General features: G+C 40.4%; 12 protein-coding genes. 11 read left to right on the forward strand and 1 reads right to left on the reverse strand.

Annotated features, from left to right (window positions below; all coding sequences use genetic code 11):
• The first annotated feature begins 31 nt into the window (after nt 1-31).
• From E7276_RS02830 to E7276_RS02880, 11 genes are all read left to right on the forward strand, one after another.
• On the forward strand, nt 32-1,045 hold the full coding sequence (locus E7276_RS02830; protein ID WP_294213486.1) for a LacI family DNA-binding transcriptional regulator: 1,014 nt from the start codon (nt 32-34) through the stop codon (nt 1,043-1,045).
• 28 nt (nt 1,046-1,073) lie between these two features.
• Nucleotides 1,074-2,555, forward strand: a complete 1,482-nt coding sequence (gene xylB, locus E7276_RS02835; protein ID WP_294213489.1) for a xylulokinase — start codon at nt 1,074-1,076, stop codon at nt 2,553-2,555.
• Nucleotides 2,556-2,576: 21 nt separating this feature from the next.
• Nucleotides 2,577-3,626 carry a galactitol-1-phosphate 5-dehydrogenase gene (locus E7276_RS02840; protein ID WP_294213492.1) on the forward strand — a complete coding sequence of 350 codons (1,050 nt, stop codon included), beginning with the start codon at nt 2,577-2,579 and terminating at the stop codon, nt 3,624-3,626.
• A gap of 16 nt (nt 3,627-3,642) precedes the next feature.
• Nucleotides 3,643-4,653 (forward strand): aldo/keto reductase, encoded by a 1,011-nt coding sequence (locus E7276_RS02845; RefSeq protein ID WP_294213494.1) that lies wholly within the window; start codon nt 3,643-3,645, stop codon nt 4,651-4,653.
• A gap of 143 nt (nt 4,654-4,796) precedes the next feature.
• Nucleotides 4,797-5,645, forward strand: coding sequence for a class II fructose-1,6-bisphosphate aldolase (gene fba / locus E7276_RS02850; protein ID WP_294213496.1), 849 nt, complete (start codon nt 4,797-4,799; stop codon nt 5,643-5,645).
• A 37-nt stretch (nt 5,646-5,682) separates the two neighbouring features.
• The gene (locus E7276_RS02855) at nt 5,683-6,654 is read left to right on the forward strand and encodes an ABC transporter permease (protein WP_294213499.1); all 972 of its coding nucleotides are present in this window, start codon (nt 5,683-5,685) and stop codon (nt 6,652-6,654) included.
• 17 nt (nt 6,655-6,671) lie between these two features.
• Complete coding sequence (locus E7276_RS02860; RefSeq protein ID WP_294213501.1) at nt 6,672-8,171, forward strand: sugar ABC transporter ATP-binding protein; 1,500 nt, start codon at nt 6,672-6,674, stop codon at nt 8,169-8,171.
• A gap of 15 nt (nt 8,172-8,186) precedes the next feature.
• On the forward strand, nt 8,187-9,176 hold the full coding sequence (locus E7276_RS02865) for an ABC transporter permease (protein ID WP_294213504.1): 990 nt from the start codon (nt 8,187-8,189) through the stop codon (nt 9,174-9,176).
• A 78-nt stretch (nt 9,177-9,254) separates the two neighbouring features.
• A complete protein-coding gene (locus E7276_RS02870; protein WP_294213507.1) occupies nt 9,255-10,388 on the forward strand; it encodes a substrate-binding domain-containing protein in 1,134 nt (377 codons plus the stop codon).
• Between the two features lie 150 nt (nt 10,389-10,538).
• On the forward strand, nt 10,539-11,000 hold the full coding sequence (locus E7276_RS02875) for an RbsD/FucU family protein (RefSeq protein WP_294213510.1): 462 nt from the start codon (nt 10,539-10,541) through the stop codon (nt 10,998-11,000).
• Nucleotides 11,001-11,871: 871 nt separating this feature from the next.
• The gene (locus tag E7276_RS02880) at nt 11,872-13,833 is read left to right on the forward strand and encodes a fructose-1,6-bisphosphatase (RefSeq protein ID WP_294213512.1); all 1,962 of its coding nucleotides are present in this window, start codon (nt 11,872-11,874) and stop codon (nt 13,831-13,833) included.
• Here E7276_RS02880 and E7276_RS02885 read toward each other — a convergent pair whose 3' ends face one another.
• Nucleotides 13,834-14,847, reverse strand: coding sequence for an AraC family transcriptional regulator (locus E7276_RS02885; protein WP_294213513.1), 1,014 nt, complete (start codon nt 14,845-14,847; stop codon nt 13,834-13,836). It lies immediately after the preceding gene.
• Nucleotides 14,848-14,920: the final 73 nt, after the last annotated feature.

Consider the following 14,920-nt stretch of genomic DNA (forward strand, 5'->3'; position numbering starts at 1 on the left):
AGCGAAACGTTTCGCTTAAAAGGGGAGAAAATTGAGCGCAACAATTAGAGATATACGGAAAAAGACGGGGCTTTCACTTGCTACTATTTCAAAATACATAAATGGTGGAAATGTATTACCTGAAAATAAGGAAAAAATTGATGCCGCAATAAAAGAATTGAATTATCAAGTCAATGAAATGGCACGTGGTCTTGTTACCAATAAAACCAGATCCATTGGCGTTATGGTAAACGATATTAGTAGTATGTTTTGCGGCGTTTTGCTCAGATATATTGGGGATGTACTTAAGGAAAATGGTTATAGCATGATTATTTCGGATTCAAGAGATGATGAAAAAATTGAATCGGAAAATATCAAGTTTCTGCTAAATAAAAAGGTTGATGGAATAATCGTAATTCCACTTTCTAATTCAGCTAACTTTCTAAAACCAGCCTATGCTCAAAATGTTCCAGTGGTTTTACTGGATAGATCAATTCGTAATTGCCAGTCAGATTGTGTACGAATTGACAACAGGGAGGCGGCTTTAGAGGCCACAAATATACTGATTGAAAATGGCCATAAGAAAACGGCGGTGATTTACTCATCAACGATTTACACAGGAATAGAGAGATATAAAGGATTTAGAGAGGCTATGCAGGATGCGGAAATAAAAGTCCCTGTAGAGTATATCAAATCAGGAGTACATAGCATCGAACACGGATATCAAAGTATGCGAGAGCTTCTGGCATTAAAAAATAGGCCTACAGCAGTTCTCACCAGCAACTACGAAATTACCTTGGGGGCAGTTATGGCGGTGAATGAATCTAAGTATTCATGCCCAGAGGATATTTCGATTCTGGGATTTGACAATCTGATTCTTTCACATGTTGTGCAACCAAAAATGACAATGGTTGTTCAACCGATGAAAGAAATGGGCCGAAAAGCCGGAGAGCTTATTTTAAAACGTGTCAACGAAAAAGATGAAAGTGCACCTATGGAATATATTTTAGGTACGAGAATAGAAAAGGGAAATTCTATAAAGAAGCTTCGAGATTGTCAAAAATAATCGTGACAATTCATTTTAGGAGAATGTTATGGGAGCAAAATTACTTGGAATTGATATTGGCACTTCTGCTTGCAAAATTGCTGTTTTCGATGAAGATGGCACAGTAGTTGAACAAGTAAACAAGCCATATCAGGTGTATTACCCTCAACCAGGATTCGTAGAGCAGGATGCGGACGAATGGTGGGAAGCAATCGTTGCAGGTATAAAGGATATCCTTGCAACGAAAAAGGTTTTGCCAGAGGAAATAAAAGGAATAGGAGTTGATGGACAAAGCTGGTCAGCAATACCTGTTGACAAGGATGGCAAGGTTCTTGCAAAAACTCCTATTTGGATGGACACAAGAGCAAGAGACATTTGTGACAGAATCAATGCCGAGGTGGGCGAAGATAAAATATTTCAGGTGGCAGGAAATAAATTTTTACCTAGCTACACCACACCAAAGATGCTTTGGTTCAAAGAAAATAAACCTGAAATTTTTGAAAGGACCTATAAGTTTTTACAGAGTAATAGCTACATAGTTTACAAGCTAACTGGAAATATGAGTCAGGATTTATCCCAAGGATACGGACTCCACTTTTTCAACTGTAAAAAACTGGAATATGACAGCAAATTAGCTCAGGAGCTGGGGTTATCAGTAGAGCTTGTCCCTCCACTTTATGAATGTGATGAGGTGGTCGGCCATGTAACTGATGAGGCGGCAAAGTATACTGGACTGAAAGCTGGCACTCCAGTCGTTGCAGGTGGTTTGGATGCAGCCTGCGGAGCCTTAGGGGCTGGCGTATATAAAAGTGGCCAGACCCAGGAGCAAGGCGGACAGGCAGGTGGAATGAGTATTTGCCTGTCAAAAGCACTTGCCGACAAGGCTTTGATATTAAGTCCTCACGTAGTTCCAGGTGCATGGTTGTTGCAGGGAGGAACTGTTGGCGGAGGCGGAGCTCTTAGATGGTTCAAACAGGAATTTGGCGGTAATGAAAGCTTTGATGATCTGACAAAGGCAGCAGAACAAATTCCAGCAGGGGCCGAGGGAGTAGTATTTTTACCATACATGTCTGGTGAGCGTTCTCCAATATGGAATCCAGATGCCAAAGGCGTATTTTATGGATTATCCTTTGACAAAACAAAAGCTCATATGACGCGTGCAGTGTTAGAGGGTGTAGCTTTTTCTTTGGAGCACAATTTGCAGATTGCAAGAAAAACTGGAGCTGAAGTTGGTGTTATGAATGCCATGGGTGGCTCGGCAAATTCTTTACTTTGGACTCAGATAAAAGCTGATGTTACAGGCTGCAAAATACAGGTGCCAGCATCTGATACAGCTACAACACTTGGAGCTGTCATTTTAGCTGGAATAGGTTGTGGTATTTATAGTTCTTATGGAGAGGCTGTGGAAAAGACTATTCACATTACTCGAGTACATGAACCAAATCCGAAGAACCATGAAATATATAAAAAATCCATGGAGCTTTATTTAGAGCTCTACGAGGATTTAAAGGAAACATTTAACAGATTTTAGGTCAAGCAAGGAGATAATGAAATGAAAGCAGGAGTAGTACATGCAAAAAATGATATCAGATATGAGGATATCAAAAAGCCTGAGGTTGAACCAGGAAAGGTAATTGTAAAGGTTAAGTACACAGGAATATGTGGTTCGGATGTACCTAGAGTAAATGGCGACGCTTGTCACTATTATCCTAATGTTTTAGGACATGAATTTTCCGGTGTAGTTGATGAGGTTGGTCAAGGAGTTACAACACTTAAGAAAGGGGACAGAGTAGCAGGTGTACCACTTGTACCTTGTATGAAATGTCCAGATTGCCAAAAGGGAAATTACTCTTTGTGCAAGCACTATAGCTTCATTGGTTCAAGAGAATTCGGTAGCTTTGCAGAGTATGTATCAGTTCCAGAGAAGAACGCAGTTAAGTTTGGTGATGATGTAACCTTTGAAAAGGGAGCGTTATTTGAGCCAGCAACAGTTGCACTTCATGGCCTTCGCAGAGTTGATTACAAGGGTGGAAAAAATGTTGCAATCCTTGGTGGGGGAACAATCGGAATGATGACAGCTCAGTGGGCAAAAATATTTGGTGCAAAATCAGTTACAGTTTTTGACATCCTTGACGAGAGACTTGAGCTTGCAAAGAGACTTGGGGCTGACTATGGTGTCAATTCCGGCAAGGAAGGCTTCATGGATCAGGTAAATGAAATCACAGGCGGTAGAGGCTTTGATTACGTTTATGAAACAGCTGGAAATACAATCACTATGAAGATGGCATTTAAGCTAGCTGCCAACAAAGCAGGGGTTTGCTTCATTGGCACACCTACTAGAGAGTTAAGCTTCACTGTTGATGAGTGGGAAGCAATTAACAGAAAAGAGTTTACACTTACAGGTTCATGGATGAGCTACTCAGCACCATTCCCAGGAGATGAGTGGGAGCTTACAGCTCACTATTTCTCAACTGGTGAATTAAAATATGATGATTCATTTATTTTCAAGAAGATACCATTAAGCAAGATTGCGGATGCTTTTGAAATGTATAAAACACCAGGAACTGTTAAAGGAAAGATATTAATAGATAGCGAACAATAAAGGAGGATGTTCTACTATGGGAGTTGATGTTACAAAGGTACCTCAAATTACTCTTAACAATGGAGAAAAAGTACCATGCATCGGACTTGGAACTTTTGGTTCAGACAGATTTGATGCTAAAGAAGTTTCTGCTGCTGTAGAGGGGGCAATCAGAGCAGGCTATAGAATGATTGATTGTGCTGCATGCTACGGAAATGAAAAGGAAATTGGTCAGGTTATTAAAAAGGTATTGGACGACAAGGTTTGTGAGAGGAAAGACCTTTATGTAATGACAAAGGTTTGGAACGATATGCACAGACGTTGCGAGGAAAGTGCAAAAAAGAGTATTGCAGACCTTCAATGTGAATATATTGATTTATTCTTTATTCACTGGCCATTCCCTAATTATCATGCACCACATTGTGATGTTACATCTAGAAATCCTGATTCAAAGCCATTTTCTGTTGAAGAATTCATGGATACCTACAGACAAATCGAGGGCTTGGTAAAGAAGGGATTAGTTAGACATATTGGCATTTCAAACATGACTATTCCAAAGCTTGAGCAGGTTATTGATAAGTTTGAAATCAAGCCAGTTGCCTGCGAGATTGAGCTTCACCCATGTATGCAGCAGCAGGAGTTGTTTGATTATCTTGTAGCTCATGATATTCAGCCAGTGGGCTATATGCCAATGGGTTCACCTATGAGACCTGAAAGAGATATGGAACCTGACGATATTGCAGATTTACAGCTTCCAGAGATGAAGAAAATAGCTGAAGCACACGGTGTTCATCCTGCAATTATTGCTCTTAAATGGGCAATTCAAAGAGGTCAAATACCTATTCCATTCTCATTACATAATTATGTAGCAAACCTTGAATGTACAATGAGTGACCCTCTTACAGATGAAGAAATGAAGGTTATTGCAGGACTTGAGAAGAATAATCGTTTAGTTAAGGGACAAGTATTCCTGTGGCCAGGTGCAAATGACTGGCATGATTTGTGGGATGAGGACGGAATTATTGTTGATTGTCCAGATGCTAAATAAAGTATTCAGAAAATTAAAGTGACTTTTGTTATATTTTTTTACAAGATTTTGCCTACATAAATTTTTCACATATGGGATAATAAACATAAGCAAACGAAACGTTTCGCTTTAGGCAATATCTGTTCAGGGAGGAGGATTAAGACATGTCATTAGTGACAACAGCGGAGATGTTAAAAAAGGCAGATGCAAATGGGTATGCCGTAGGAGCGTTTAACGTAGAGAACATGGAAATGGTAATGGCTGTTATTAAGGCCTGTGAAGAAATGCATTCACCAGCAATTTTGCAGACAACACCATCTACAGTTAAATATGCAGGACTTGATATGTATTATGCAAACGTTAAAGCAGCAGCTGAGCGAGCATCAGTACCTATCGCATTGCATCTAGATCATGGCAACAGCTTTGAACTTGCTATGCAGGCACTCAGAGTTGGATATACATCGATTATGATTGATGGTTCTCATGATTCTTTTGAAGAAAATATTGCAGTATCGAAGCGAGTTTCAGATGCTTGCAGACCAAATGGTATTCCAGTAGAAGCAGAGCTTGGCAAGGTCGGGGGTAAAGAAGATGACCTTGAATGCGATGATCCAGGATACACAGATCCTGATGACGCAGTAAAATTTGTGAGAGAAACTGGAATCACATCCCTGGCAGTAGCAATAGGAACTGCTCATGGTATTTACAAGGGTGAGCCTAAGCTTGATTTAAATCGTTTATCAGAAATTAGACAGGTTGTAGATATTCCTCTTGTACTTCATGGAGCATCTGGCGTTCCAGATGAAACTGTTAAGGAATGCATCAAACGTGGTATCAGCAAGGTTAACTTTGCTACAGAGTTACGAATAGCTTATAGCAATGGAATTAAGGAATATCTAAAAGAAAATCCAGATGCCTTCGATCCTAAAAAGTACGATGCAGTTGGAATGGAAAAGGTAACAGAGTTAGTAAAAAATAAAATTAAAGTATGCGGTAGCGAAAATAAAGCTTAATTCATACTTTTAGTTTGTGGGATTGGGGGAATAAAACTTGGAGAAAATAAAACAGAATCCTATTGTTAAAAAGATAGGATTTAACAGAATTGTACTTATCGGCGTTCTCCTTTTAATGTACTTGTTATTCTGTGTTGCTACAGGATTCAAGTTCGCAGGATTACCAAGAATTCTTAGTGCTCTTAATTACGCATATTTCCTTGGTTTCTTGTCATTGGGAGTTACATTTGTAATCGCTACAGGCGGAATCGATTTCTCAATCGGACCAGTAATGTTCTGCTCAGCATTGATTTCAGGTTACTGCCTAACAAGTTATGGAATGCCAATGGGACTTGCACTTTTAATTAGTGTTTTGGTTGGCTTCTGTTTCGGAATGTTTAATGGATATTTAGTAGCTTATTGGTCAGTACCACCATTTATCGTTTCAATGGCCAGCATGAACATTGCAAAGGGTATTGCTTCGGTATTTACAAAAACCCAGTCAGTTTCATGGCCACAGGCCGCAGCAGGTGGATGGTTTAGAAAGCTTGTTAGATTTGGGGATTTTCCAATGGGTCTTTTAATCTTTTTAGTAGCAGCAGTTATATGTGCGGTTCTTCTTAACAAGACCAGACCAGGACGTTATATCCTTTGCTTAGGAAGCAATCGCGAAGCGGTTAGACTTTCAGGTGTAAACACAAAGAAATGGGAGATGTTAGCATACGTTATTTGTGGAATCTTAGTAGGTATCGGAGCAATCTTCTTTGTAGGTGCTTACACAACTGTTCAGCCTGGATATGGTGATCAGTATAACAACGAAGCAATTGCAGGCTGCGTAATGGGTGGTACATCTATGGCAGGTGGTCTTGCTTCAATAAGCGGTACAGTAATCGGTGTATTTATAATAGCTCTTCTTCAGGAAGGTATTCTTGCACTTGGATTTACAAAGGATTATCAGCTTATTATTACCGGTGTAATTGTTATCGCAGCTGTTTATGCTGACGTAGTTGCTAGACGTAGAAAGAATTAACCAGGAGGGAGAATAAGATGGGTGAAGTAATACTTACAATGAACGACATTGATAAATCTTTCCCTGGTGTTCATGCTCTAGATCATGTTCACTTCGATGTAAAACGAGGTGAGGTGCATGCCCTTATGGGAGAGAACGGTGCCGGTAAATCAACATTGATGAAGGTACTTACAGGAATCTATACAAAGGATTCAGGTACTATTGAATATGAAGGTAAAGAAGTGGAATTCCATAATGCTAGAGAAGCTCAGGAAGCTGGTGTAGTAATTGTACATCAGGAGCTTAACATGGTAGGCCACTTAACAGTAGCTCAAAATATTTTCATCGGTCGTGAGTTTAAGAAGGGACTTAAAATCGATGATAAGAAAATGAATGAAGAAGCTAGAAAGCTTTTTGAAAGACTTAATATTGACATTGATCCATCAGCTACAATGTCAGATTTAACAGTCGGAAAACAGCAGATGTGTGAAATTGCAAAGGCCATTTCTCACGAAGCAAAGGTTATCGTATTTGATGAGCCATCTGCAGCTCTTACAGAAGCAGAAATTGCAGAGCTTTTCAAAATCATTAGAGATTTAAGAGAGCAGCAGCTTGGTATCGTTTATATCTCACACAGAATGGATGAGATAAAGGTTATCACAGATAGAGTTACAGTCATGCGAGATGGTGGTTATGTTGGAACACTTATCACAAAGGATTGTACAAAGGATGACATCATCAACATGATGGTTGGTCGTGTTATTTATGAAGAACCAAAAACAAAGAGCTTAGTTCCAAAGGATGCACCAGTAGTTCTTAAGGTTGAGCATCTCAACGCAGGAAAGATGGTACAGGATGTAAGCTTTGAGCTAAGAAAGGGAGAAATTTTAGGATTCTCTGGTTTGATGGGTGCAGGTCGTACAGAAACAGCCAGAGCAATATTTGGAGCTGATCCAAAGGAGAGTGGAGACATATATGTTAACGGAAAGAAGGTTACAATCAATTCTCCTCAGGATGCAGTAAACAATGGTATCGGATATCTTTCAGAGGATAGAAAGAGATATGGTATCGTAGTTAGAAAAACAATTGCTGAGAATTCAACTCTTGCAACCTTGGATAAATATATGAAGGGTATCTTCATTGACAAGAAGAAGGAAGCAGAGGTTACTCAGAAATATGTTGATTCACTTGCTACTAAGACACCAAGTATTGACCAGTTAGTTGTTAATCTTTCAGGTGGTAACCAACAGAAGGTTGTAATCGCTAAATGGCTTGTTCGTGATTGCGAAATCCTTATTTTCGATGAACCTACAAGAGGTATCGATGTAGGTGCTAAGAACGAAATCTACAAGCTGATGAATCGATTAGCAGCAGAAGGAAAATCAATCATTATGATTTCCTCTGAGATGACAGAAATACTAAGAATGAGTGACAGAATCATAGTTATGTGTGAAGGTAAAGTTACTGGTGAGCTTGACATCGAAGAAGTTTCACAGGAAAAGATTATGACAATGGCAACTCGTGAGATTAAAGATTAGTTTGGAGGGAGAATAATGAATAACGGTGTAAATAAAAAATCCATCATGCAAAGACTTGGTGGTCAAAAATTTATTGTCCTTCTGGTAGTAATTGTATTATTTGCAGTATTCTCAATCGCTAGCGAGGATTTTAGAAAGTACACAACAGTATTACAGATTTTAGACTTTTCATACTATATTGTATTAATGGCAATCGGTGTTACATTTCCACTTATTACTGGTGGTGTAGACCTTTCAATTGGAACTGGACTTATTTGCTACTCATTGGCAGGTGGCTACCTAGTAGTTCACCATGGGGTGCCAACAATCGTAGGAATACTTATAAGCGTTCTATTTGGTATCATCATCGGTTGCGCCAACGGTGTATTAATCGCAGTTATGGATTTACCACCATTCTTGGCAACACTTTGTACATGTATGATAACAAGAGGTCTTGGCTCTATTTGCTCAAAGGGTTATGGCGTTTCATGGCCTACAACTGGAGCACCAGGCAGCTGGTTTAGAGGAATTTTCAAGCTTACTATTGGAAATACAAAATATCCAATTGGCTTTCTTTGGATTCTCCTTATCGTTGCTGCCATGGCATTTGTACTCAATCACACAAAGATTGGACGTTATACAATTGCCATTGGTAGTAACAAAGAAGCAGCAATCCTTTCTGGTATAAATGTAAAGTTTTACCACATTATGGCATACACAATCTCAGGATTCTTTGCAGGCCTTGCATCAATTGCATACTCAGCTGTATTCCCTACAGTTCAGCCAGGAACTGGTGCTGGATTCGAGCTTGAGGCAATCGGTGGAGCAATCATCGGTGGTGTTTCTGCAACAGGTGGTGCAGGAAGCATCGAAGGAACACTCATTGGTGTATTCGTTATCTGCTTACTTAAAACTGGATTACCATATGTTGGATTACAGGCAAACTGGCAGCAAATTATTACAGGTTTAGTTCTTATTGGGGCGGTTCTTGTAGATATCATCAAGAAACGTAGAGCTAGAGCTTAGTTAGATATGGCACTCTTTTGGAGAAAAGAGTTCATATAGAAAATTTTATCTCATTGAAAAAAACGGGAGGGTTAAAACATGAGAAGAAGATTTTTAGCAACATTTTTAACAGCTGCAATGGCAGCAACACTTTTTGTAGGATGTGGCGAGGAAGCTGCTTCTACAGGTGGAACAACTGAAGGCGGCGACACAGCTGCTCAGACAACAGACGGCGGTGAAACAACTGCAGCAGCTGGCGATTATCACTTTGAGATTATCGTAAAGTCTTACCAGTCTTCATATTGGCAGGCTGCTGTTAAGGGTATCGAGCAGGAAGCTGAGGCTAAGGGCGTTACAGTTAACTGTACAGGTCCTAATGCTGAGTCTGATATCGCTGATCAGGTTAACATGCTCAACAGTGCTATCAACAACGCACCAGACGGAATCGGTCTTGCAGCTTGTGATCAGGACGCATGCCTTGATTCTCTTCAGACAGCACTTGATGCAGGTATCCCTGTAGTTTGCTTCGACTCAGGTATTCCTAATGCACCAGCAGGCTCTGTAGTTTCTACAGTTGCAACAGACAACTACTCAGCAGGTGCTACAGCAGCTGAGAATCTTTACCCAGCACTTAAGGACCAGATCGGCAACGGTCAGGTTAGAGTCGGTGAAGTTAACCAGGAAGCTACTTCAGAGTCAATCATCAACAGAGGTCTTGGATTCATCGACAAGTTTGCTGAGCTTGCAGCAGCTGATGGATTTACAGTAGCAGTTGTTGGTAATGAGAAATATGTAAATGATACAAAGGCTGAGACAGTTGCAGAAGCTGACGCTGACATCGTTATCGAAGTTGCAGTTCCTGCACAGACAACAGTTGAGCTCTGCGCTACAGAAGCTTCAGCAATCATGAACAAGTCAGACACAATCGGTATGTTTGGTTCTAACCAGGTAGCAGCTGAAGGTATCCTTACAGCAAACGAGAACCTTAACGTTCTTGGCGACAAGATCCTTGCAGCGGGCTTTGATGCTGGTTCAGTAATCAAGGGCGCTATCCAGAGCGGAACACTTTACGGTGCTGTTACACAGTCTCCACTTGCAATGGGTATCACAACAATCGATGTTCTTTGCGATGCAGCAGCTGGTAACTCAGTATCAGATGTTCCTACAGATGGTTACTGGTACAATGCAGACAACATGGATGACGAAAGCATCGCTCCTAACCTTTACGACTAATAAATAACGTGAGTGATTACGCTAACAAAGTTGTTACGCCTACAATCCTAAGTAACTCTTCACTCGAGCGGGGAACGCTCTCATTCAGAGTTCTTAGAGATTGTCGGCTACAACATTTGTTACCTATCACTCAAGCTTAGGAGGACGATAATGCTTAAAGGAATTCCAACCATATTGTCACCAGAGCTTCTTAAGGTTCTGGACGAGATGGGACATACAGATGAAATTACAATAGCTGATGGCAACTTCCCAGGACACAGCTTTGGAAAGCCAGTCATCAGACTTGATGGTCACGGAGTACCTGAAATATTAGATGCAATCCTACAGGTATTTCCACTAGATACTTATCCTAACAAAAATGGTGAAATTGACCCACCATGCACTTTGATGGCACTGGAACCAAATGATGTCGGCAAAGTTCAAACCCCTATTTGGGATGAGTACAAAAACATAGTTAAGAAGTATGACGACAGAGGCGCTGACGCATTCCAGGAAATCAACAAATGGAAATTCTACGATCAGACCCACGAGAAATCAACCTGCGTCATTATGTCTACAGAGACAGCAATTTACGCTAACATTATTCTCCGCAAGGGTGTCGTTATCAATTAACGCATCCTGTCAAAAATCATACCTCATTAATTGGGCTCGCCACATCGGCGGGCCCAAACCTTTTCTAATACCTCATCTTATGATAGTACCTCTGCCCCCCACCTTGCCTTTTTACTATCTGTCCGTCACCCGGAGCCCATAGATTTATAGAACTTGCCCCCGCGGCACGTCAGCGCCTGGCTGTCCCCATTTCGCACACTTTGCAAGAATATCTTGTTTTCTAAATATGCAAAGACTCGCATCTTTATTAGCATGTGTTTTTCTCATGTCTGTACAATTTTGAAAAGCTGTTTTCTGCAGGTGGACACTCACAAATTATATTAAATGTACATCTCAGGGGCAGGGGGACTTGGGCGATTTAAGAGTGAACCTAGAAAAATAAAAGCAGGTTTTGATAAAAATATGGACGAGGTGCCATGGACGGCACCGAGAGCCCGACAGTGAAATGGACTGAACTAAAGGGCGGTCCATATTTTTACAAAACCTGCTTTGTCATTTTTCTTGGTGAACGGAACATGAGCCCAAGTCACCCTGCTTTCCTGAGATGTACAGAAAGTAACCTACAGTGTCCACCTGCTGGAAAACACTTTTCAAAATAGTTCATCCATAGAAAGACACATGCGGATGCTCCCTTTTGCATATTGGAAAACTACGATATTCGCAAAATTGTGTGCGAAATGGGGACAGCCAGGCGCTGGCGTGCCGCGGGGCAAAGTACAGATGGCAGAGTGGGCTCCGGGTGACGGGCTGGAGGGCTTGGCAGCAAGGGTGGGGGATAGGAGGCAGAGTGGGGAAGATGAGGTATTAGAAAAAATACAGTTACTTTGTGGCGTAATTGATGTATGATAGCAATATAAAGAAGGAGATAATTATGGGGAAAAATAGTTTTGAGAATCATTATTTGAGGGTGTTGTCTAAGCAGTTTCCAAATGTGGCTACCACAGCGACGGAGATAATCAATCTTCAGTCTATCCTTAGTTTGCCAAAGGGCACAGAGCATTATTTGTCGGATATTCATGGGGAGCATGAGCAGTTTGCGCATGTTCTGAAGAATGGTTCGGGTGCTGTAAAAAGAAAAATAGATGAGGAGTTTGGCAATATGCTTTCCGAGAAGGAAAAGCGTGATTTGGCTACCCTTATTTATTATCCTGAGGAGCGAATTAGAATGATTCAGGATAGCTCTTGGAATATGGATGATTGGTATGTAGTTATGATTAATCGTCTGATCCAGGTGTGTAAGGCCGCCGCTAGTAAGTATACTCGCTCCAAGGTGCGAAAAGCTTTGCCTAAGGATTTTGCGTATGTGATTGAGGAGCTGATTACTGGAAGACGTGATCATGGTGACCAGGAGGCTTATTTCAATGAGATTATTCATACGGTTATACGAATTGGAAAAGCACCTGAGCTGATTATTGCTCTTTCCAATTGTATTAGTAGGTTTGTTGTGGACCATTTGCATATTGTGGGGGATATCTATGATAGAGGTCCCGGACCACATATTTGTATGGATACACTTATGAACTATCATAGTGTGGATATCCAATGGGGAAATCATGATGTAGTGTGGATGGGTGCTGCTACGGGGCAGCTGGCTTGTATTGCTACAGTGCTTAGGTTTTCTGCTAGATATGGCAATTTGGATATACTTGAGGATGGCTATGGTATTAATTTGTTGCCTCTGTTTAAATTTGCTATAGATACTTATAAAGAGGATCCTTGTGATTGTTTTGCACTTCATTATCGTGAGGGCGAATATGATTTAGCAAATGCGGAAACTGATAGAAAGATGCATAAGGCTATCGCTATTATTCAGTTTAAGGTAGAGGGGCAGCTGATTAAGGAGCATCCAGAGTTTCATATGGAAGATAGATTGCTTCTGGATAAAATGGATTTGCAGCGAGGGGTTATTACTATTGATGGTAAGGAGTATGAGCTGTTAGATAAGAATTTCCCTACCGTAAATCCGGATGATCCATATGCACTTTCTGCTGAGGAGGCAGAGGTTATGGAGAAGCTTCGTAATGGATTCATTAACTGTGAGAAGCTTCAGCAGCATGTGAGATTTTTGTATCGTAAAGGCGGATTGTATAAGACCTATAATAATAATTTGCTGTTCCATGGTTGTGTGCCTTTAGATGACAACGGTCAGTTTAGAGAGGTTGAGCTTTGTGGCAAAAAATATAAGGGCAAGGCTCTTTATGATGCCCTAGAGCAGCTTCTTAGAAAGGGTTATTATGCCATTGACCCAGATGAGAAGAAGCAGGGCATGGATATGTTGTGGTTTACTTGGTGTCACGCTAATTCACCTGTGTTTGGCAAGGATAAGATGGCTACCTTTGAGCGATATTTCATTGCTGAGAAGGAGACTCATGTAGAGAAAAAGAATCCTTATTATACCTGGTATGATAAGGATGAGACAGTTACCATGATATTAAATGAGTTTGGTCTTGATTCTCCTGAGAGCCATATTATCAATGGTCATGTGCCGGTTGAGGCAAAAAAAGGAGAGCTGCCGATCAAATGTGGTGGTAGACTTATTGTAATAGATGGTGGATTTTCAAAGGCATACCAGCCAAAGACTGGTATTGCAGGTTATACCTTGACATACAATTCCTATGGATTTTTGCTTGCTGCTCATGAGCCATTTGAGTCAGTTGAGAAGGCTGTTGAGACTGGTAGTGATATTCACTCAGATACTGTGCTTGTTCAGCATGTAGAGCGACGCAAGACCGTTGCTGATACTGACAATGGTGAGTTAATTAAAGAATCCATAGCTGAGCTAGAGGAATTGCTTGATGCTTATCGTACAGGTAAGCTGGTTGAGAAGGAGTAGTCATAATTGCTCCCTATATTTTGCAGGTGACATTCCATAATAGCTTTTGAAGGCTTTGTAAAATGTACTTAAATCGTTGTAGCCTATCATTTCCATGATGGAATTAATAGGGATTTCTTTGTTTCCTAGGAGCTCTGCAGCTTTTTTCATGCGGAGCTCCTTTGTTATTTCTGAATAATTTTTACCGGTACTGTTTTTGATGATACGAGTGATATGACGCTCGCTATATCCAAAGAATCTAGCTAATTCTGCAAGGGTTAAGTTAGCATAGTTATTTTGAATGTACTGTAGCATTAGAATAAGGTTTTCGTCGTTGGCGGAGTTTCCATCTGGAACCATAAGGACATCCTTCTCGTGTACTCGCAATAGATGTATAAAGAAAAGAGAGATTAGAGTGTCCATCATCCTGCCACGATATTTGGAATCGCCAAAAAATTCCTTTGATAATTGGGTAGAGATGTCTGTTAATACAGCGTCACTACCGGTTCTAAAGGTGATACAGTTTTGGTCTTTTATATTATAAAGACAATGCATGAAAAAATTAGAGAGTACGTCCTTGTCTGATAGTAGACCTAAAAAGGAGTTTTCAAAGGTACTGGTCCTGATTTGTAAATTTATAATGTCTGCATCATCAGAAAAAGCAGCAAGGGCATGCTCGTGACCAGGTGCAATAATGCATATGTCACCAGGGAGCAGAGTGTGAGCCTTGTTATCCATGTAATTTGTACAGGTGCCCTCTCTATTGTAAACAAGCTCAAAAAATGTGTGAGAGTGAAGCAGTGGAGGTAAATAACGAGCATGCTCAACTATTCCGACATTTTCGCCGGGATTGAAAAAGCTATCCTCATCCAAGGAATCGTCAAATGGTATTTGTAAAGAGTTGTAGAAATTGATACCAGTAATGGAAGATATTTCGTTCAATTCTTCCTTAGTGACATATTCACGGCTAGTAAAAACAGGATTTGCATGACATATTTTCCTAAGTTCTATTTCCAATTCAGACAATGGTTTCATAAAAACACCCCAATAAATAAAGTAAGTTTCATTTTTTATGATGATAAATCACATGTCCGATTTTGCCAATAGT

Source organism: Pseudobutyrivibrio sp., from assembly GCF_015057185.1.
Classification (GTDB): Bacteria; Bacillota; Clostridia; order Lachnospirales; family Lachnospiraceae; genus Pseudobutyrivibrio.

Excerpts from the sequence above, each read along its gene's own strand:
- xylB (WP_294213489.1), top strand. The coding sequence starts at position 1,074 with ATGGGAGCAAAATTACTTGGAATTGATATTGGCACTTCTGCTTGCAAA.
- E7276_RS02840 (WP_294213492.1), top strand. The coding sequence starts at position 2,577 with ATGAAAGCAGGAGTAGTACATGCAAAAAATGATATCAGATATGAGGAT.
- E7276_RS02845 (WP_294213494.1), top strand. The coding sequence starts at position 3,643 with ATGGGAGTTGATGTTACAAAGGTACCTCAAATTACTCTTAACAATGGA.
- fba (WP_294213496.1), top strand. The coding sequence starts at position 4,797 with ATGTCATTAGTGACAACAGCGGAGATGTTAAAAAAGGCAGATGCAAAT.
- E7276_RS02860 (WP_294213501.1), top strand. The coding sequence starts at position 6,672 with ATGGGTGAAGTAATACTTACAATGAACGACATTGATAAATCTTTCCCT.
- E7276_RS02865 (WP_294213504.1), top strand. The coding sequence starts at position 8,187 with ATGAATAACGGTGTAAATAAAAAATCCATCATGCAAAGACTTGGTGGT.
- E7276_RS02870 (WP_294213507.1), top strand. The coding sequence starts at position 9,255 with ATGAGAAGAAGATTTTTAGCAACATTTTTAACAGCTGCAATGGCAGCA.
- E7276_RS02875 (WP_294213510.1), top strand. The coding sequence starts at position 10,539 with ATGCTTAAAGGAATTCCAACCATATTGTCACCAGAGCTTCTTAAGGTT.
- E7276_RS02880 (WP_294213512.1), top strand. The coding sequence starts at position 11,872 with ATGGGGAAAAATAGTTTTGAGAATCATTATTTGAGGGTGTTGTCTAAG.
- E7276_RS02885 (WP_294213513.1), bottom strand. The coding sequence starts at position 14,847 with ATGAAACCATTGTCTGAATTGGAAATAGAACTTAGGAAAATATGTCAT.